This window comes from Paracoccus sp. AK26, from assembly GCF_011801365.1.
GTDB lineage: Bacteria > Pseudomonadota > Alphaproteobacteria > Rhodobacterales > Rhodobacteraceae > Paracoccus > Paracoccus aerius.
In genome coordinates this window covers 788,431-807,002 of record NZ_CP041041.1, presented here as the reverse complement: position 1 = coordinate 807,002, position 18,572 = coordinate 788,431, and the positions used below count along the sequence as shown (strand labels likewise).

General features: G+C 67.5%; 21 protein-coding genes and 1 tRNA gene. 14 read left to right on the top strand and 8 right to left on the bottom strand.

Annotated elements, in window-relative coordinates:
• Positions 1 to 28 precede the first annotated feature (28 nt).
• From FIU66_RS03935 to FIU66_RS03920, 4 genes are all read left to right on the top strand, one after another.
• On the top strand, positions 29 to 1,315 hold the full coding sequence (locus FIU66_RS03935) for a DUF5930 domain-containing protein (protein ID WP_240544731.1): 1,287 nt from the start codon (positions 29 to 31) through the stop codon (positions 1,313 to 1,315).
• The gene (locus FIU66_RS03930; protein WP_167621492.1) at positions 1,305 to 1,796 is read left to right on the top strand and encodes a polymer-forming cytoskeletal protein; all 492 of its coding nucleotides are present in this window, start codon (positions 1,305 to 1,307) and stop codon (positions 1,794 to 1,796) included. Before FIU66_RS03935 ends, FIU66_RS03930 begins: the two co-directional genes overlap by 11 nt.
• Positions 1,797 to 1,970: 174 nt before the next feature.
• Positions 1,971 to 2,819 carry a fumarylacetoacetate hydrolase family protein gene (locus tag FIU66_RS03925; RefSeq protein WP_167621491.1) on the top strand — a complete coding sequence of 283 codons (849 nt, stop codon included), beginning with the start codon at positions 1,971 to 1,973 and terminating at the stop codon, positions 2,817 to 2,819.
• Between the two features lies 1 nt (position 2,820).
• The gene (locus FIU66_RS03920; RefSeq protein ID WP_167621490.1) at positions 2,821 to 3,543 is read left to right on the top strand and encodes an SDR family oxidoreductase; all 723 of its coding nucleotides are present in this window, start codon (positions 2,821 to 2,823) and stop codon (positions 3,541 to 3,543) included.
• Here FIU66_RS03920 and FIU66_RS03915 read toward each other — a convergent pair.
• The 4 genes from FIU66_RS03915 to FIU66_RS03900 all read right to left on the bottom strand — a co-directional run bounded on the left by FIU66_RS03915 (position 3,540) and on the right by FIU66_RS03900 (position 6,414).
• Positions 3,540 to 4,340: a DUF2189 domain-containing protein gene (locus FIU66_RS03915; protein WP_240544730.1), complete on the bottom strand. Its 801-nt coding sequence runs from the start codon at positions 4,338 to 4,340 to the stop codon at positions 3,540 to 3,542. The genes FIU66_RS03920 and FIU66_RS03915 overlap by 4 nt on opposite strands.
• A 68-nt stretch (positions 4,341 to 4,408) precedes the next feature.
• Positions 4,409 to 4,903, bottom strand: a complete 495-nt coding sequence (gene coaD / locus FIU66_RS03910) for a pantetheine-phosphate adenylyltransferase (protein ID WP_167621489.1) — start codon at positions 4,901 to 4,903, stop codon at positions 4,409 to 4,411.
• Positions 4,904 to 4,981: 78 nt separating this feature from the next.
• Positions 4,982 to 5,443: a CBS domain-containing protein gene (locus FIU66_RS03905; protein WP_167621488.1), complete on the bottom strand. Its 462-nt coding sequence runs from the start codon at positions 5,441 to 5,443 to the stop codon at positions 4,982 to 4,984.
• A gap of 59 nt (positions 5,444 to 5,502) precedes the next feature.
• Complete coding sequence (locus FIU66_RS03900; protein ID WP_167621487.1) at positions 5,503 to 6,414, bottom strand: LysR family transcriptional regulator; 912 nt, start codon at positions 6,412 to 6,414, stop codon at positions 5,503 to 5,505.
• A 98-nt stretch (positions 6,415 to 6,512) separates the two neighbouring features.
• On the opposite strand from FIU66_RS03900, the gene FIU66_RS03895 reads away from it, so the two are divergent.
• The 6 genes from FIU66_RS03895 to FIU66_RS03870 all read left to right on the top strand — a co-directional run bounded on the left by FIU66_RS03895 (position 6,513) and on the right by FIU66_RS03870 (position 12,746).
• Positions 6,513 to 8,012, top strand: coding sequence for a CoA-acylating methylmalonate-semialdehyde dehydrogenase (locus tag FIU66_RS03895; protein ID WP_167621486.1), 1,500 nt, complete (start codon positions 6,513 to 6,515; stop codon positions 8,010 to 8,012).
• A gap of 100 nt (positions 8,013 to 8,112) precedes the next feature.
• Positions 8,113 to 9,243, top strand: a complete 1,131-nt coding sequence (locus FIU66_RS03890) for a carboxylate-amine ligase (RefSeq protein ID WP_167621485.1) — start codon at positions 8,113 to 8,115, stop codon at positions 9,241 to 9,243.
• Between the two features lie 65 nt (positions 9,244 to 9,308).
• The gene (locus FIU66_RS03885) at positions 9,309 to 10,454 is read left to right on the top strand and encodes an acyl-CoA dehydrogenase family protein (protein ID WP_167621484.1); all 1,146 of its coding nucleotides are present in this window, start codon (positions 9,309 to 9,311) and stop codon (positions 10,452 to 10,454) included.
• Positions 10,455 to 10,457: 3 nt separating this feature from the next.
• Positions 10,458 to 11,465, top strand: a complete 1,008-nt coding sequence (locus FIU66_RS03880; RefSeq protein ID WP_167621483.1) for an enoyl-CoA hydratase/isomerase family protein — start codon at positions 10,458 to 10,460, stop codon at positions 11,463 to 11,465.
• The gene (gene mmsB, locus FIU66_RS03875; RefSeq protein ID WP_167621482.1) at positions 11,462 to 12,328 is read left to right on the top strand and encodes a 3-hydroxyisobutyrate dehydrogenase; all 867 of its coding nucleotides are present in this window, start codon (positions 11,462 to 11,464) and stop codon (positions 12,326 to 12,328) included. Before FIU66_RS03880 ends, mmsB begins: the two co-directional genes overlap by 4 nt.
• A gap of 100 nt (positions 12,329 to 12,428) precedes the next feature.
• Entirely contained in the window at positions 12,429 to 12,746 is a 318-nt protein-coding gene (locus tag FIU66_RS03870) for a hypothetical protein (protein WP_167621481.1), read from the top strand.
• Between the two features lie 20 nt (positions 12,747 to 12,766).
• Here FIU66_RS03870 and FIU66_RS03865 read toward each other — a convergent pair.
• Together FIU66_RS03865 and FIU66_RS03860 are read right to left on the bottom strand one after the other, a co-directional pair.
• Positions 12,767 to 12,840: transfer RNA gene (locus tag FIU66_RS03865), tRNA-Gly, on the bottom strand.
• A 41-nt stretch (positions 12,841 to 12,881) separates the two neighbouring features.
• Complete coding sequence (locus tag FIU66_RS03860) at positions 12,882 to 13,364, bottom strand: nucleoside deaminase (protein ID WP_229849321.1); 483 nt, start codon at positions 13,362 to 13,364, stop codon at positions 12,882 to 12,884.
• A gap of 80 nt (positions 13,365 to 13,444) precedes the next feature.
• On the opposite strand from FIU66_RS03860, the gene FIU66_RS03855 reads away from it, so the two are divergent.
• Entirely contained in the window at positions 13,445 to 15,103 is a 1,659-nt protein-coding gene (locus FIU66_RS03855) for a pseudouridine synthase (RefSeq protein ID WP_167621479.1), read from the top strand.
• Between the two features lie 45 nt (positions 15,104 to 15,148).
• Here the strand turns inward: FIU66_RS03855 and hemP are convergent, their stop codons facing one another.
• Together hemP and FIU66_RS03845 are read right to left on the bottom strand one after the other, a co-directional pair.
• Positions 15,149 to 15,325, bottom strand: a complete 177-nt coding sequence (gene hemP, locus FIU66_RS03850) for a hemin uptake protein HemP (RefSeq protein ID WP_167621478.1) — start codon at positions 15,323 to 15,325, stop codon at positions 15,149 to 15,151.
• A gap of 104 nt (positions 15,326 to 15,429) precedes the next feature.
• Positions 15,430 to 16,425, bottom strand: a complete 996-nt coding sequence (locus FIU66_RS03845) for a zinc ABC transporter substrate-binding protein (RefSeq protein ID WP_240544729.1) — start codon at positions 16,423 to 16,425, stop codon at positions 15,430 to 15,432.
• Positions 16,426 to 16,522: 97 nt separating this feature from the next.
• Here FIU66_RS03845 and FIU66_RS03840 point away from each other — a divergent pair, with 97 nt between their 5' ends.
• From FIU66_RS03840 to FIU66_RS03830, 3 genes are read left to right on the top strand one after another with little or no spacing between them, the layout of a single operon-like run.
• Complete coding sequence (locus tag FIU66_RS03840) at positions 16,523 to 17,017, top strand: Fur family transcriptional regulator (protein WP_167621477.1); 495 nt, start codon at positions 16,523 to 16,525, stop codon at positions 17,015 to 17,017.
• Positions 17,014 to 17,757, top strand: a complete 744-nt coding sequence (locus tag FIU66_RS03835; protein ID WP_167621476.1) for a metal ABC transporter ATP-binding protein — start codon at positions 17,014 to 17,016, stop codon at positions 17,755 to 17,757. Before FIU66_RS03840 ends, FIU66_RS03835 begins: the two co-directional genes overlap by 4 nt.
• On the top strand, positions 17,757 to 18,539 hold the full coding sequence (locus tag FIU66_RS03830; RefSeq protein ID WP_167621475.1) for a metal ABC transporter permease: 783 nt from the start codon (positions 17,757 to 17,759) through the stop codon (positions 18,537 to 18,539). The genes FIU66_RS03835 and FIU66_RS03830 overlap by 1 nt, the downstream gene beginning before the upstream one ends.
• Positions 18,540 to 18,572 lie beyond the last annotated feature (33 nt).

Sequence of the window (18,572 nt, the reverse complement as noted above, 5' to 3'; positions counted from 1 at the left end):
CGCCAACGGGGGACATGATTTGCCAACCTTGACGAACCGCCTCAACGCTTCGCTGGAACGCATCCTGCCGGAAAAACGGCTCCACCTGCGCTCTGACGACGAAAGCCGGTTCGTCCGCCTGCGTCCCCTGACCCAGCTTGTCGGCATCAGCGGCATCACGCTGGCTTTTGGCTGGACGCTGGTTGCAAGCTCGATCCTGGCGATCGACGCGCTCAGCGCCGGCACCTCGGCCCGCAACCAGATCACCGCCACCACCTCGGCCTTCGAGCAGCGCCTGACAGAACTGTCCCAGGAACGCGATGCCCGCGCGGCCGAGGCGCTTGCGGCGCAGAACCGCTTTGCCCTGGCGCTTGACAAGGTCTCGCAGATGCAGACCCAGCTTCTGGCCGCCGAGGAACGCCGCCGGGAACTCGAAGCCGGCCTCGACAGCGTGCAGTCCACCCTGCGCAGCGCCATCGACGAACGCGACAGCGCCCGCGCCGTGGCCGATGCGACCGACGACCATTCCCATGTCCACGCCGAGGAAGTGACCGCCGCGCTGGATATCGTGACGGGCGAACTGCGCCAGGCGGCCGACGAACGTGCCTCCGCCGTCCAGGAAGCCGAGGCGGCCCGCCAGACGGCCGAGGAGCTGGCCCTGGAACGTGAACAGATCCTGGCCCGCAACGACGAGATCCTGACCCAGCTTGAAAACGCCGTCTCGATCTCGGTCGAGCCACTGGACGATGTGTTCCGGTCCGTCGGCATGAACCCCGATGACGTGCTGGAAACCATCCGCGAAGGCTATTCCGGCCAGGGCGGCCCGCTGACCCCGATGAGCTATTCGACCCGTGGCGACGCGGCCCTTTCGAACAGCGAGACGAAGGCCAACCAGATCATCGTCACGCTGGACCAGATGAACACCTATCGCATCGCGATGGAGAAGCTGCCGCTGGCCATGCCGGTGAAGCAGTCGTTCCGTTATACCTCGGGCTTCGGCCGCCGCTGGGGGCGCGCGCATGAAGGCATCGACATGGCGGCCCCGGTCGGCACGCCGATCCATGCCACGGGCGACGGCGTGGTGATCTATGCCGGACGTTTGGGGGCCTATGGCAATCTCATCAAGATCCAGCACGAGCTGGGGGTGGAAACCCGCTATGGCCATCTGTCCCGGATTCGCGTGAAGACCGGCCAAAGGGTGTCGCAAGGCGAACTGATCGGTGATATGGGCAATACCGGACGCTCGACCGGGCCGCATCTGCATTACGAGGTGCGCATGAAGGGTCGGGCCGTTGACCCGATGAGCTTCATCAAGGCAGCCAGCAATGTTCAGTAAGACCCGTGTGACTGAAAAACCCCATACGCCCCCCTCGCCCGCGGCCCCGGGGACCGATGCCGTGGCCCCCGCCCCCCATCATGACCGGCCCGAAGCGCCTGCGGCATCGCCCGCGCGGCGCAATGCGCCGTCGATCCTGTCGCCGGACCTGACGGTTGTCGGCAATATCCGCACCGAAGGCGACATCCAGATCGAGGGCACGGTCGAGGGCGACATCCGCGCCCACCAGCTGGTGATCGGCGAAACCGCCACCATCCGGGGCGAGATCGTGGGCGACGAGGTGGTGGTGAACGGCCGCGTGGTCGGCCGGGTCCGCGGCCTCAAGGTGCGCCTGTCCGCATCCGCGCGGGTCGAGGGCGACATCATCCACAAGACCATCGCCATCGAATCCGGCGCGCATTTCGAAGGTTCGGTCCAGCGGCAGGAAGACCCGATCGCCAACGGCCCGACCAAGAAGCTGGCTCCGCCCGCTTCGGAGTAAGCCTTCTGCCCTTGTCATGCCGGCCCGCCCTGCGCGGGCCGTTTTGTCATGCCTGCCCCGGCCCGACTTTCGCGCGGGCCTGCAGAAAGCATCTGCCAATCCGCAAGAATGCGGCGGCTGGACTTCCGCTAGGGTTCCGGGACAGGTTCGACGGAACGAAACAGGGGAGGACGCATGAAACTGGTAAGATACGGCGCGAAGGGTCAGGAACGACCCGGCGTCCTGGACGGCGAGGGAGCGGTGCGCGACCTGTCGGGGCATCTGTCGGACATCGACGGCGGTTGCCTGACCACCAAGGGCCTGGCCGCCCTGCGCGCCATCGACCCGGCCTCCTTGCCCCTGGTCGAGGGGACGCCGCAGCAGGATCTGCGGCTTGGGGCCTGCGTGGGCAGCGTCGGCAAGTTCCTGGCGGTCGGCCTCAATTACGCCGATCACGCCGCCGAGGCGGGAATGGACGTCCCGGCCGAGCCGATCCTGTTCACCAAGTGGACCAGCTGCATCGCCGGGCCGGACGACAACCTTGCCCTTCCGCCCGATTCGGCCGCCACCGACTGGGAGGTGGAACTGGGCATCGTGATCGGCAACGGCGGGCGCGACATCGCCTTGGACCGGGCGGCGGATCACATCGCCGGCTATTGCGTCATCAACGACATCAGCGAACGCGACTGGCAGTTGCGGCGTGGCGGCACCTGGGACAAGGGCAAGGGCTATGACGGCTTTGGCCCCATCGGCCCCTGGCTGGTCACCGCGGACGAAGTCGCGGATCCCGCCGCCCTGCGCCTGTGGCTGGAGGTTGACGGACACCGCTTCCAGGACGGCACGACCGCGACGATGGTCTTTGGCCCGGCCGAGATCGTGTCCTATGCGTCCCGCTTCACGACGCTGATGCCGGGCGACGTGATCGCCACCGGCACCCCGCCGGGCGTCGGGATGGGGCAGAAGCCGCCGGTCTATCTGCGGCGCGGGCAGGTGATGCGCCTGGGCATCGACGGGCTGGGCCAGCAGACCCAGAAGGTCGTCTGACATGGCCGCGGCGCGATCCGTCGTCATCACCGGCGCGGGCAGCGGCATCGGGCGGGCCACCGCGCGGCGCTTTCTGGCCGAAGGCTGGCGGGTCGCGCTGCTGGGCCGCAAGGAAGGCGGCTTGCGCGACACCGCCCGGGGCACACCTGCCCTGATCCTGCCCTGCGACGTCAGGGACGAGGCCGCCGTGGACGCGGCCTTCGACCGCTGCCGTGCGGAATGGGGTCGGCTGGACGTGCTGTTCAACAACGCCGGGCGCGGCGCCGATCCCGCCACGCCGGACGAAGTCGATCCCGCCACCTTCCGCGACGTGATCGCAACCAACGTGACGGGGATGTTCCTGTGTGCCCGCGCGGCGTTCCGGCTGATGCGCGCGCAGCACCCGCAGGGCGGGCGGATCATCAACAACGGGTCGATCGCCGCCCATGCGCCGAGACCGGGTTCGATTGCCTATACGACCTCGAAGCACGCGGTCTCGGGGTTGACGAAATCGCTGTCGCTGGACGGGCGTCCCTTCGACATCGCCTGCGGCCAGATCGACATCGGCAATGCCGCGACCGGGTTGCTGGCCCAGGTCAGCGCCAACACGCCGGGCGCGGAACCGCTGATGGACGTGGGCGTGGTCGCCGATGCCGTCCTTCACATGGCCAGCCTGCCCAGGGGCGCGAATGTCCAGTCCCTGACCGTCCTGGCGACCAACATGCCTTTCATCGGGCGCGGCTAGCAGCCTGGCATCACCCGGCGATAGACATGCCAGCTGGCATGGCCCAGGACCGGCATCACCACAAGCAGGCCCAGAAAGCCAGGCAGGATCGCCAGGAACAGCCAGATCGCGATCAGCGCCGCCCAGATTGCCATTACGCCTGGATTTTCCGCCACGGCACGGCAGGACGTGATGATGGCGGTGATGAAATCGACCTCTCGATCAAGCAGCAGGGGCAGGCCCACGACGGTGAAGCAGAACAGCACGGCCGCGAAGCCGCCGCCGATGATCGTGCCCAGGACCAGCATCGCAAGCCCCCTGCCCTCCAGCAGCACCGCAAGCGAGGAGGTGATGTTGGTCAGCGCCGACACGCCCATGAACAGCGCGAAGACCGTATGGGCCACGAAGACCCAGAACATGAACAAAAGCAGGATCACCATCGCCATCGACGGGATCTGCCGCTGGCGCTGATCGAAGACCACGCGCAGGATGCGGGCTGTGTCCAGCGGCTCGCCCGCCTCGATCCTGCGGCTGACCTCGTACAGACCAACGGCCGCGAAGGGCGCAATCAGCGGGAAGCCCAGGATGAAGGGGATCAGCCACCATTCCTGCCCCGAGGCCAGCGCGACCGAGGCAAGCACCCAGCCGCCCAGCACATAAAAGGCCGAAAACATCAGGCCGAAGGCAGGCGCGCGGCGGAAGTCGCGCCAGCCCAGGGTCAGCGCCTGCGACAAGTCGGACAGGATGATCGGGCGTGGATCGGGAATATCGTCGGGCAGGTTCCGGTGGTCGCGCGCGGACAGGTCGGATCGGGTCAAGGATTCCCTCCGGTTCAAGACAGCGCGTTCAGTCCAGATGCTATCAGCGCGGCGACCTGCCGCAAGCCTTATCCGCGAAAGCGGTCTGCAAGGGCCTGCTGGATCGGGGGGGTCACGAACTTGGACACGTCGCCCCCCAGCCGCGCGATTTCCTTGACCAGCTTCGAGGCGATGGCCTGGCGGCGGGCATCGGCCATCATGAAGACCGTCTCGATGCTGGCATCAAGGGCGCGGTTCATGCCGACCATCTGGAACTCGTATTCGAAATCCGCGACCGCCCGCAGGCCGCGCACGATGACCTGGGCGCCCACGTCGCGGGCGCAGTCGATCAGCAGGTTCTCGAACGGATGGACGACGATCTCGCCCCCGGTGCGGCTGGCGATCTGGTCGCATTCGGCCTGCACCATCGCGACCCGCTCCTCGAGGTCGAACAGCGGCTTCTTGTCCCGGTTGATGGCGACGCCGATCACCAGCCGGTCCACCAAGGCCATTGCGCGCTGGATGATGTCGACATGGCCCAGCGTGATCGGATCAAAGGTGCCGGGATAAAGACCGATGCGCATGAACGGGCGTCCTTATGCTTGCCTGCCGCGCAGGGAAAGCCGATTTCTGCCGGGATGGCAAGCGGTTGGGGCGCCGCGTCAGGCGCCCATGATCATGCCGGTCAGGGCCTCTTTCTCGGCCGCCAGTTCCTTCAGCCGCCCGCTGACCGCATCGCCGATGGAGACGACGCCCAGCATGTTGCCGTCGCCGTCCACCACCGGCATGTGGCGGAAGCGGCCCTGGGTCATGCGTTCCAGGATCGCCAGGGCGTCGTCGCTCATCGCGCAGGTCTGCACCTCGCGCGTCATGACCTCGGCGATGGGGGTGGACAGCACCTCGGGGCCGTGCTTGCCAAGCTGGCGCACGACGTCACGTTCCGACAGGATCCCCTGCGGCTTCCTGCCGTCGTCGGACACCACGACCGCGCCGATGCGCTGTTCGGCCAGCATCTTGACCGCCTCGCCGAGAGTTGCGTCAGGCCGGATGGTCAGGATCGTCTGCGCCTCGATTCCCGGCTTGCCCGAGCTGGATTTCATCGACAGCAACTGATTGACGAGCATGGTGCATCCTTTCTTGGCGACGTGCTTCACGGCCATCCTTTTCCCGGAATCGTGATCCGTCAAGTCCGACAAAGGCGCGGAACGGCCAGCAGCGATTCAAGGCGCGCCACCTCGGCCCGCAGGCCTTGCGCCAACAGGTCGGCCAGCAGCGACAAGCGACGCGAGGCGCGGTCGTCGGCGTGGCGGATCAACCAGAAGCTGCGCTTCAGCGCGATGCGGTCCGGCAGCACCAGCCGGACACCGGGCGCAAAGGGAATGGCGAAGTCATGGACGATCCCGACCCCCGCCCCCGCCCGGATCGCCTGCATCTGCACCGACACCGAGTTCGAGGTGATCGCCGCCACCTGCACCCCGGTTTCCGACAGATAGTCCAGTTCGCGGTCGAAGATCATGTCGGGGATATAGCCGATCATCCGGTGGTGCCGCAGGTCTGGCAGGTCGCGGATCGGGGGCGTGTCGCGCAGGTAATCCTCATGCGCGGCCAGGTGCAGGTGGTAATCGGCCAGCCGCTGCACGGTCAGCCGCCCCGTGTCCGGGGGCGAAACCGCGACGGCCATGTCGGCTTCGCGCTTGGTCAGGTTCACGACCCTGGGCAAGGCGACAATCTGGATCTCCAGCCCCGGATGGGCGGCGCACAGATCGCGCGCCACCTGCGGCAGCAGGTAATTGGCGCAACCGTCCGGCGCGCCGATGCGAAGCTGGCCTGTCAGCCCGGCCTCGTGCCTTACCGCCTCGGCCGCGGCATTGGCCCCCTGCTCGGCGGCCTCGGCGGGGGCAACCAGCCGCGCGCCCTCGGCCGTCAGGACATAGCCTTGCGGCGTCTTGGCGAACAGCGCAGCACCCACCGCCCGTTCCAGCCGTGCGATGCGCCGCCCGATGGTGGAGGCATCCATCCCCAGCCTGCGCCCTGCGCCCGAAAGGCTTTCGGTTCGCGACACCGCCAGGAAGATGCGCAGGTCGTCCCAGTCCATGCCCGCCCCTTTTGCAAAAACGCAAAATGTCTTTGCCATCCTTCCTCTTTATCCGGCAAATCCGCAAGGCTAGGCTGCGTCCAAACAAGGAGGATGTGATGAAAGAGATTCACCACTGGATCGACGGCAAGGAATACAAGGGCACCTCGGGCCGCTTTTCCGACGTCTTCAATCCTGCCACGGGCGAGGTCCAGGCGCGCCTGTCGCTGGCCACCAAGGCCGAGCTTGACCACGCAGTCGCCCGCGCCGCCGAGGCGCAGGTGGCCTGGGGTGCGACCAACCCGCAGCGCCGTGCGCGCGTGATGATGGCCTTTGTCGGCCTGATCAACCGCGACATGGACAAGCTGGCCGAGGCCTTGTCCAGCGAACACGGCAAGACCTTTCCCGACGCCAAGGGAGACATCCAGCGCGGGCTTGAGGTGATCGAGTTCTGCATCGGCGCGCCGCATCTGCTGAAGGGCGAATTCACCGACAGCGCCGGCCCCGGCATCGACATGTATTCCATGCGCCAGCCGCTGGGCGTCGTGGCGGGCATCACGCCCTTCAACTTCCCGGCCATGATCCCCTTGTGGAAGATGGGCCCCGCCCTGGCTGCCGGGAACGCGATGATCCTGAAGCCGTCCGAACGCGACCCCTCCGTGCCGCTGATGCTGGCGCAACTGCTGCAGGAGGCCGGGCTGCCCGATGGCGTCTTGCAGGTCGTCAACGGCGACAAGGACAGCGTGGACGCGATCCTGGACAACCCGGTGATCCAGGCCGTGGGCTTCGTGGGTTCCACCCCGATCGCGCAGTACATCTATGAACGCGCGGCGGCGACCGGCAAGCGGGCGCAGTGCTTCGGCGGCGCCAAGAACCACATGATCATCATGCCGGACGCCGATCTGGACCAGGCGGCCGACGCCCTTGTGGGCGCGGGCTATGGCGCGGCGGGCGAACGCTGCATGGCGATCTCGGTCGCGGTCCCCGTGGGTGAAAAGACCGCCGACGCGCTGATCGAGCGTCTGGTCCCGCGGATCGAGAAGCTGAAGGTCGGCCCCTGGACCGCCGGCAATGACGTGGATTACGGCCCCGTCGTGACCAGGGCGGCCAAGGAAAACATCCTGCGGCTGGTGCAGTCGGGCATCGACCAGGGCGCGGAACTGGTCGTGGACGGCCGCGACTTCAACCTGCAGGGATACGAGAACGGCTTCTTCGTCGGCCCGCACCTGTTCGACCGCGTGACCCCCGACATGGACATCTACAAGACCGAGATCTTCGGCCCCGTCCTGTCCACCGTCCGCGCCGGATCCTACGAGGAAGCCATCGGCCTGGCGATGAGCCACGAATACGGCAACGGCACCGCGATCTATACCCGCGACGGCGACACGGCGCGTGATTTCGCCAGCCGCATCAACATCGGCATGGTGGGGATCAACGTGCCGATCCCGGTTCCGCTGGCCTACCACACCTTTGGCGGCTGGAAGAAGTCGGGCTTCGGCGACCTGAACCAGCACGGCCCCGACGCCTTCCGCTTCTACACGCGCACCAAGACGGTCACCGCCCGCTGGCCCTCGGGCATCAAGGAAGGCGGAGAGTTCAACTTCCGCGCCATGGACTGACAGGCCGAAGGGCGGGATCATCCCCGCCCTTTTCCTTATCCGCCCCTTGCATTGCCGGCAGCCGCGCGTTTCCATCCCGCCAGGCCAGCACAGGAAGCCCATGTCCGACGATCCCGACTTCACCCTTGGCATCGAGGAGGAATATCTTCTCGTCGATCCGCAGACGGGCGATCTGGCCCCGGCGCCCGACGCGCTGATGGCTGCCTGCCGGGACGCCCTGGGCGACAGCGTCAGCCCCGAGTTCCTGCGCTGCCAGATCGAGGTCGGGACCCCCGTTTCCGCCGACATCGCCGAAGCGCGGGGCCATCTGGCCCATCTGCGCCGCACCGTGGCACGGATCGCGGGGGAATACGGGCTGGCCCCGATCTCGGCCTCCTGCCACCCCTTTGCCGATTGGCGCGACCAGTTCCACACCGACAAGGACCGTTATCACCAACTGTCGCGGGCCTTGGGTGCGGTGTCGCGCCGGATGCTGATCTGCGGGATGCACGTCCATGTGGGCATACCGTCGCCCGCCCAGCGCATCGACCTGATGAACCAATTGACCTATTTCCTGCCGCATCTGCTGGCGCTGTCGGCATCAAGCCCGTTCTGGCAGGGCAGCGATACCGGGCTTGCGTCCTATCGCACCACGGTCTTCGGCGGGATGCCCCGGACCGGCTTTCCCCCGCAGTTCGGTGGTTGGGACGAATTCGAACGATCCGTGCAGGTGCTGGTGGACCTGGGCGTGATCGAGGACAGCAGCAAGATCTGGTGGGACCTGCGCCCGTCTTCCCGGTTCCCGACGCTGGAAACGCGGGTCTGCGATGCCTCGCCCCGGCTGGACGACACGGTCACGCTGGCCGCGCTGAACCAGGCCACGCTGCGGATGCTGTGGCGCCTGTCGCGCCAGAACCAGCGGTGGCGGCAATACGACCCCTTCCTGCTGGGGGAAAACCGCTGGCGCGCCGCGCGCTATGGCCTGGCGGAAGGCCCCATCGACTTCGGCGCGGGCCGGATCATCCCCTTTGCCCAGGCTCTCGAGGACTGGCTGGCGCTGATTGCCCAGGACGCCGATGCCCTGGGCTGCCAACCCCAGGTGGCCCGCGCCAGGGACATGGTGGCCGGGGGCGGATCGGCCGCACGGCAACGCGCCGTCCTGTCGCGCGCCCTGGCCGCAGGCGCCACCCGCGACGAAGCGATGGTCGAACTGGTGCGCCACCTGATGGCCGAGTTCCACCACGGCCTGTGACCCTTGCCAGCGGCAGCATCCTGAGGCAATTAAACGCATGTTCAATTAAGGGGAGGGATGAGGACATGGACTTCGCACCAAGCGAGGAACAGCAGGCCATCTTCGACATGGCGCGCGACTTCGGCCAGGACCGCATCGCCCCCCATGCCCGCGCCTGGGAAGAGGCCGGCACCATCCCGCGCGATCTGTGGGCCGACGTGGCGCAACTGGGCTTTGGCGGGCTTTACGTGTCCGAGGAATACGGCGGGGCCGGCCTGTCGCGTCTGGACGGCACCCTTGTGTTCGAGGCGCTTGCCATGGCCTGCCCCTCGGTCGCGGCTTTTCTGTCGATCCACAACATGTGCGGGGGCATGATCGACAAGTTCGGATCGCCCGAAGCCAAAGCCCGCTGGCTGCCGGGGCTTTGCAGCATGGAGACGGTCTTCAGCTATGCCCTGACCGAACCCGGCAGCGGTTCGGACGCGGCGGCCCTGCGGACGCGGGCGGACCGGACGGATGCGGGCTGGCGGCTGAACGGGACAAAGGCCTTCATCTCGGGCGGCAGCTATTCCGACGCCTATATCGCAATGGTGCGCACGGGGGCCGACGGTCCCAAGGGCATCAGCGCGGTGATCGTGCCCGACGGCGTCCCCGGCCTGTCCTTCGGCGCCCTGGAACAGAAGATGGGCTGGAAGGCCCAACCCACCGCGCAGGTCCAGTTCGACGACTGCGACATTCCCGCCGACCACCTGCTGGGCGAGGAAGGCCGCGGCTTTGCCTATGCCATGGCTGGCCTTGACGGCGGGCGGCTGAACATCGCGGCGGCAGCGCTTGGCGGGGCGCAGGCGGCGCTTGACGCGACCGTCGCCTATATGGGCGAGCGCCGCGCCTTTGGGCAAAGTCTCGACCAGTTCCAGGCGCTGCAGTTCCGCCTGGCCGAGGCCGAGACGGCGCTGCAATCGGCGCGCATCTTCCTGCGCCAGGCGGCCTGGAAGCTTGACAGCCGCGCCCCGGATGCCACCAAGTTCTGCGCGATGGCCAAGCTGCACGTGACCGACCGCGCCTTCGAGGTCGCGAACCAGTGCCTGCAACTGCATGGCGGCTATGGCTATCTGGCCGACTACGGGATCGAGAAGATCGTGCGCGACCTGCGCGTCCACCAGATCCTTGAGGGCACGAACGAGATCATGCGCCTGATCGTCGCGCGGGCGATGCTGGCCGAACGGGGGTAGAACGTGGACGATCTGAACATCCGCAAGACCGGCCGCGCCGGGCGCATCACCTTTACCCGGCCCAAGGCCCTGAACGCCCTGAGCCACGAGATGGCAAGGGCGATCCACCGCGCCCTGGACGGCTGGCGCGACGACCCGGACGTGGCGCTTGTCATCATCGACGCGGAAGGCGACCGGGCCTTCTGCGCGGGCGGCGACATCGCTGCCGTCTATCGCGCCGGGCTGGCGGGCGAACATGCGGCGGGGCAACGCTTCTTTGCCGACGAATACCGCATGAACGCGGCCATTGCCGATTATCCCAAGCCCATCGTCGCCTTCATGCAGGGCTTCGTGATGGGCGGCGGCGTGGGCGTGGGCGGCCATGCCAGCCACCGCATCGTGGGCGACACGACCCAGATCGCCATGCCCGAATCCGGCATCGGCCTGATCCCCGACGTGGGCGGCACCTGGCTTCTGTCCCGCGCGCCGGGCCGGATCGGCGAATACCTGGCGCTGACGGGCGCGCGGATGGGCGCGGGCGACGCGATCCACGCGGGCTTTGCCGACACCTACCTGCCCGAAAGCGAATGGCCCGACCTGATCGCCCGGCTGGAGGAAACGGGCGATCTGTCCTTGATCGAAGGTGCACACGCCCCCACTGCCCCCCTGCGGACGATGGATCTGTCGCCCTTTGCCGCGGAGACGGTGCCCGACATCATCGATGCGCTCGAGGAAGACGGCAACGCGCAGGTGCTGAAGATCCTCCACGCCAATTCGCCCCTGTCGATGGCGGCGGGTCTGGCCATGGTGCGGGCAGCGCGGAACGACAGCCGGATGCAGGACTCGCTGGCCCGCGAATACCGCTTTACCTATCGCGCGACGCAGGACACCGACTTCCTGGAAGGCGTGCGTGCGCAGATCATTGACAAGGACCGCAAGCCCAAGTGGATGGCCGATGCCAGCCCCGACAATGTCGCGGCGCTGCTGGCGCCCCTTGGACCGAACGAGCTGGATTGGGAGGAACGGGCATGAAGATCGCATTCATCGGGCTTGGCAACATGGGCGCGCCGATGGCCCTGAACCTGGCGCAGGCGGGGCATCAGGTGACGGGCTTCGACACCGCCGCCCGCCCCGATGGCCTGACCCTGGCCGACAGTGCCGCCGCCGCCGCGTCGGATGCGGACGTGGTCATCACCATGCTGCCCAACGGCCAGATCCTGCGCGCGGTGGCCGACCAGGTGATCCCGGCCATGAAGCCAGGCGCGGTCCTGTGCGACTGTTCCACCGTGGACGTGGACAGCGCCCGCGCCGTGGCCCAGCAGGCCCGGGCGGCGGGACTGGCCGCGCTTGACGCCCCCGTGTCCGGCGGGATCGGCGGCGCGCAGGCAGGCACGCTGACCTTCATGGTGGGCGGGCCGGACGATGCTTTCGCGACCGTCCAGCCGCTGTTCGACATCATGGGCCAGAAGGCCGTCCACTGCGGCGATGCAGGGGCGGGACAGGCCGCAAAAATCTGCAACAACATGATCCTGGGCGTCACCATGATCGCCACCTGCGAGGCTTTCGCGCTTGCCGACAAGCTAGGCCTGGACCGGCAGAAGATGTTCGACGTGGTGTCCACCTCGTCCGGCTATAGCTGGTCCATGAACGCCTATTGCCCGGCGCCCGGCGTCGGCCCGAAATCGCCCGCGGACAATGACTACAAGCCCGGCTTTGCGGCGGAACTGATGCTCAAGGACCTGAATCTGTCGCAGGCGGCTGCGTCCTCGGCCGGGGCGGACACGCCGATGGGTGCGCTTGCCCAACAGCTTTATCACCAGTTCGTCGAGCATGAAGACGGCCGGGGCCGCGACTTTTCGGCAATGTTGCCACGCTTCGCCGGAAAAAACCGCTAACGCGACGGAACTGTGACGCGTCGATGGAACCGCCGCAGTCCTTGCCTTGTTTTCGAACGATAAGGACAGAAGAACCGGCGAGACGATGATACACAAGGTCATGATGATCGCGACTGCCGCAGCAGCGGCCGTCGGATTGACGGTCTTCGAAGGCCCGACCCCGCAGGCCCAGGGCCGGGCCGGGGCCGATCCCGTTCGCGCCGCGGCTGTCCCCCTTGTTCCCGGAGAGGTGCTGCCCGCCGATCTTGTGGATTTCATCGAACAGCCCGGCCGATACGGCCTGGGCACCGAACCGCGCGGCAGCCGCTATGCCATCGTGCAGGGCCATCTGGTGCGGGTGGACGCTGATACGATGGAACTGCAATCGGTCCTTCGCAAGGACAGCGTCGCCTATGACAGGCCGCCCGCGCGCCCGTGATGTCCGTCAGGGATGATGGTTGGAGCGGGTGATGGGAATCGAACCCACGTATTCAGCTTGGAAGGCTGCTGCTCTACCATTGAGCTACACCCGCGTCGGAAACGGTATAGGCGAGCCGCGCGGGGCGTGCAACCGTCATCGGCGGGTCTGGAAGAACCCCTGCAACAGCGCCCGCGCGGGGTCTGCGCCGATGCCGTCATAGACGGCGGGACGGTGGTGGCATTGCGGGTGGTCGAACACCCGCGCACCATGTTCCACGCCCCCCATCCGCACGTCGCTGGCCCCGTAATAAAGCCGCCCGATCCGCGCGGCCGAGATTGCCGCCGCGCACATCGGACAAGGTTCCAGTGTGACCCACAGGTCATGGCCGGGCAGCCGTTCGGACCCCGCGGCCCGGCAGGCATCGCGAATCGCCAGGATCTCGGCATGGGCAGTCGGGTCCGACAACTCGCGCGTGCGGTTTCCTGCCGCCGACACCACGCTGCCGTCAGGGGCCACCACGACCGCGCCCACCGGAACCTCGCCCCGCCGGGCGGCGGCCCTTGCCTGGTCAAGCGCCAGGGCCATATGAGAGGTGAAGCGGGTCATGCCCGCTTGTCGCAAGGGCGCGGCAGCCATGCAAGTCGCCCTTTCCATGCCCTGCCGCGCCCGATAGAAGCGCGGCTTTGCCACCGCAGCGATGCGCAGGAGATATCGCCATGACCGACGACAGTGCCCCGAAATCCGCCGACCAGACCCCGGCCTCTGCCCAGTCCCCCGACCGCATTGCCAAGGTGATGGCGCGCTCGGGCGTCGCCAGCCGCCGCGAGGCCGAGCGGATGATCCTGGAAGGTCGTGTTTGGGTCAACGGCAAGAAGATCGACAGCCCGGCGCTTGACGTGCTGCCGACCGACCGCATCGTCGTGGACGGCAAGAAGCTGGACGAGCCGCAGGAAACCCGGCTGTGGCTGTATTACAAGCCCCTGGGCCTGGTGACGACGGAATCCGACGAAAAGGGCCGCCAGACGGTGTTTGATGCCCTGCCCCGCGACCTGCCGCGCGTGATGACCGTGGGCCGGCTTGACCTGACCTCCGAAGGTCTGCTGCTGCTGACCAACGACGGCGAATTGAAGCGCCGGCTGGAACTGCCCTCGACCGGCTGGCTGCGGCGTTACCGCGTGCGGGTCAACGGCACGCCCAGCGACATGACCTTCGCCCCCCTGCGCCGCGGCGCGACCATCGACGGCGAGGAATTCGCCCCGATGGAAATCAAGCTGGACAGCCAGCAAGGCGCGAATGCCTGGCTGACCGTCGGCATCCGCGAAGGCAAGAACCGCGAAATCCGCCGCGCGATGTCCCATGTCGGGCTTCAGGTGAACCGGCTGATCCGAATCGGCTATGGTCCCTTCAAGCTGACCGGGATGGAGAAGAACGAGGTGGTCGAGGTCAAGAAGCGCGTGCTGCGCGACCAGCTTGGCGGCTTGCTGACCGGCGAGGAAACACCTCCGAAGGAACGCGAGATGCGCCCGCGTGGCGCCGAAGGCTCGCGTGGCCCGCGCCGCGAGGACGGTGACGCGCCCCGCCGCACCTTCCGCAGCGCGTCAGGGGGCGAAGGCGAAAGTCGCTTTGCCCGCAAGTCCGGCCCGCGCGAGGACGGCGACCGCCCGACGCGCCCCTGGTCCGGCAAGCCCCGATCCGAGGAAGGCGGCGACCGGCCCCAGTTCCGCGCCAAGCGCCCGCAAGGCGACGGCGACCGCCCCGCCCGCAGTTGGTCCGACAAGCCGCGCACGGATCGCGACGGGGCCTTTGGTGACCGTCCCCGTTTCACCAAGCCTGACCGCGAAGGCCAAGGTGGCAAGCCCGGATACAAGCCGCGCGGCGACCGACCCGAGGGCGGCTTCAAGCCCCGTGGTGACCGGCCCGAGGGCGGCTTCAAGCCTCGTGGGGATCGTCCGGAAGGTGGTTTCAAGCCCCGTGGGGATCGGCCCGAAGGTGAGCGCAGCTACAAGCCGCGTGGCGATCGTCCCGAGGGAGAGCGTGGCTTCAAGCCCCGAGGGGATCGTGCCGAAGGGGGGTTCAAGCCCCGCCGCGACGCCGATGACGCCGGGCGGAGCTTCAAGCCGCGCGGAGAGGGAAAACCCGGCGACAAGGGGTTCAAGCCGCGCGGCGACCAGGCCCCGGGCGGCTTCAAGCCTCGGGGCGACGGTCCTCGTCCGGGCGGCAAGCCGGCTGGGGATCGCAAGCCCTTTGGAAAACCGGGCGGGCCGAAGCCCGCGCGCGGCGGTGCCGGCGGCGACAAGCCGCGCTTTTCCGGCAAGCCCGGCGGACGGCCAGGTGGTTCGGGCGGCGGCCGTCCCGGCAGCAAGCCGCGCGGCTGACAGGCCTGCCGCCCGGATCGCGCCATGCGTCCGGGGCGGCCTTTCCTATTTCGTCAGGATCAGCTTGCCGGCGCGGGTGATGCGAAGCTGATAGATCTGGTCGTCCAGGATGATCAGGGCCTGGTTGCCCCCGCGGGTCAGCTGGGTCGCGTCATGCTGCGGGATCCGGGCCAGGACGCTGGTGCCGGGTTGCGCGAAGTCTGCGGGACGTACTGCGGTCATGATCAGCCTCTCGAAAATGGGGTCCGTCTTCCTTCACCCGAAATCTGACCAATTCAGTCTGGATTGTCAAAGTAAAAGAGTCGGAAATTTTTGGAGGGGTCAGGTCACTGTGACAGACAATCCGCGATGGCCCCGCCCATCTCGCCCAGGATCTGCGCGTAAAGTCCGGGGCCCGGCTCCAGATCTCCGCCTTCGGGCATCAGTTCGCGCCCGGCCCGAACGGTGCTGCCTTCCGTGACGGCCTGGACCAGTTTCGGGTCGCTGCCATATTCGGGAAAGGCGCAGTGGGCGCCGGACTGGGCAATGCGGGCGCGAATCTCGTTCAGCCTTGCCGCGGACGGGGTGCTGGCGTCGCCAAGGGAAACGGCGATGGCGGGCTGAAGGCCGAAGTGATCGGTGAAATAGCCATAAGCGTCGTGGAAGACGACAAAGCTGCCCATGGCGTGGGGCTGAAGCTGCGCGCGCAGGTCTTCCTCGAGCCGGAGGATGCCTTCGCCTGCCGTTTCCGCATTCTGCCTGTAGGCGGCCGCATTGTCGGGATCGGCCTCGGCCAGCGTTTCGGCAATGGCGGCAATCCAGAGGCGGGCGTTCTGGGGGTCCAGCCAGGCATGGGGATCGACATCGCCATGCGCGTGATGATCGCCGTCATCATGCGCGTGATCGTCACCATGTGCGTGATCATGTGCGTGGTCGTGGTCATGTGCATGGTCGTCGCCATGCCCCGAGCCATCCCCGTGCCCATGTTCCTCATGGCCGTGGTCATGACTCTCGTCGTAACCGCGCAGGTAGGTGCCCGGCACCTCGAGCAGGCGCAGTTGCGCGACATCGCCGGCGACCGAGGACGCGGCGCGGTCCAGCCAGGGCGTCAGTTCCGGCCCGGTCCAGACCAGCAGCCCGGCCTCCTGAAGCCCGCGCGCATCGGACGGACGCATCTGGTGGTGATGTGCACTTGCCCCCTTTGGCAGCAGCACCTGCACCTGCCCAAGATCCCCCATCACCTGCTGGACAAGCGAGGCGGTGACGGGCGTGTCAACCACCACTTGCGGCGGTTCGGCCAGGGCTGGACCGGCGGCCAGAAGGCCCAGGGCGGAAAGGATCATGCGCATCATGTCACCTCGACAGGTTGGTTTCTTGCAGGGCCGTGCTTATTCATGTTACATGATAACAAGTCAAACATAATGTGATAAAGTAACAAGATTGGCCCATCACGATCCTCATTCTGCCTTTGCCCCGCATGACCACCGCGCCTGCGAGGCGCGCGTGCTGGACCAGGCTCGCGACCGTCTGGCCGCCAATGGCGCCCGCCTGACCCCCGTGCGGCAGCGGACGCTGGAGATCCTGCTGGAATCGCATCGCGCGATGGGCGCCTATGAGGTGCTGGACCGCCTGGCCGCCGAGGGTTTCGGCCGCCAGCCGCCGGTCGCCTATCGCGCCCTGGAGTTCCTGGTGGAACACGGGCTGGCCCATCGCCTGCAGCGGCTGAACGCCTTCGCCGCCTGCCTGCATCCAGGCCATGACCATGCGCCCGCCTTCCTGATCTGCCGGGAATGCGACATGCTGGCCGAACTGCCCGCCGCGCCCGTGCGCGATGCGCTGACGGAACTGGCCGCCGAGTCCGGTTTCCAGGTGGAACGCGCCACGATCGAGGCCCTTGGCCTCTGCCCCGCCTGCGCCGGCGCGGCACGGCCATGACCGCCCTGATTCAGGCCAGCGGCCTGACGATCCTGCGTCCCGGCGGATCCGAAACCGTTCTGCAAGGCGTCGACTTCCAGATCCGGTCCGGAGAGATCGTGACGGTCGTCGGGCCGAACGGTTCGGGCAAGTCGTCGCTGGTGCGCGCGCTGCTGGGACATATGCCGCTGGCGGCGGGCCATGTTGAACGCAAGTCGGGGCTGCGGATCGGCTATGTCCCGCAGCGCGTGCAGGTGGATACCACGATCCCGATGACCGTGCGCCGCTTCCTGTCCCTGCCCCTGCGCGTCAGCGACGGGGATGCCGCCCGCGCCTTGGCCCGCACCGGGGTCGAGGGGCTCGAGGCCCGCCAGCTGACGCAGCTTTCAGGCGGCCAGTTCCAGCGTGTCCTGCTGGCCCGCGCCTTGCTGCACGACCCGCAGCTTCTGGTCCTGGACGAGCCGACCCAGGGGCTGGACCAGCCCGGCATCGTGGCCTTCTACAAGCTGATCGAGGAGGTGCGCCGCCAAACCGGCGCGGCCGTCCTGATGGTCAGCCACGACCTTCTGGTGGTGATGCGCGCCTCTGACCGGGTGATCTGCCTCAACGGCCATGTCTGCTGCGAGGGCACCCCCCAGCACGTCAGCAGCGCCCCCGAATACCGCGCCCTGTTCGGGGCCGAGGCCGAGGGAACGCTGGCCCTGTATCGCCACCACCACGATCATGACCACGATCACCACCACCACGCCGGGGCGCATTGATGCTGAACGACTTCTTCATGCGCGCGATGCTGGCGGGCTTGGGCATCGCGGCGGTGGCTGGTCCCCTGGGCAGCTTCGTCGTCTGGCGGCGCATGGCCTATTTCGGGGATGCCACCGCCCATGCGGCGATGTTGGGCGTGGCCGTCAGTTTGGCCTTCCAGATCTCGATCTATGCGGGGACCACGCTGGTCGCGGCGGCCATGGCGGTCACGATTTCGGGCCTGGTGACGCGCGGACAGTCGATGGACACGATGCTGGGCGTGCTGTCGCATTCCGCACTGGCGATCGGCCTTGTGGCGATCAGCTTCGTGCCGCAGGCCCGGTCGGACCTGTCGGCCTATCTGTTCGGCGACATCCTGGCGGTAGGCCGGGGCGATCTGGCGCTGATCTGGGCGGGCGCGGCCGGCGTGCTGGCGCTGCTGGCCTGGCGGTGGCAGCGCCTGCTGACAGCCTCGCTGAACGAGGAACTGGCGATGGCCGCCGGCATCGACCCCCGAGTCGAAAGGCTGGTGCTGTCCATTGCCCTTGCGGTTGTAGTGGCCCTGTCGATTCGAGTGGTCGGATCGCTGCTGATTTCCGCCATGCTGATCGTTCCTGCCGCCGCCGCCCGCGGATTGTCGCGCAGCCCCGAACGGATGGTCGGCAACGCCGTGCTGATCGCCGCCCTGGCGGTCATGGGCGGGCTGACGGCCAGCCTGTATCTGGACACCCCGGCAGGCCCCTCGATCATCACCGCCGCCGCCGCGTTTTTCGCGTTTTCACAGGTGTTTCGCCGCGCCTAGTGCAGGAATGCCACACCCCCTGCGGCGCCCGTT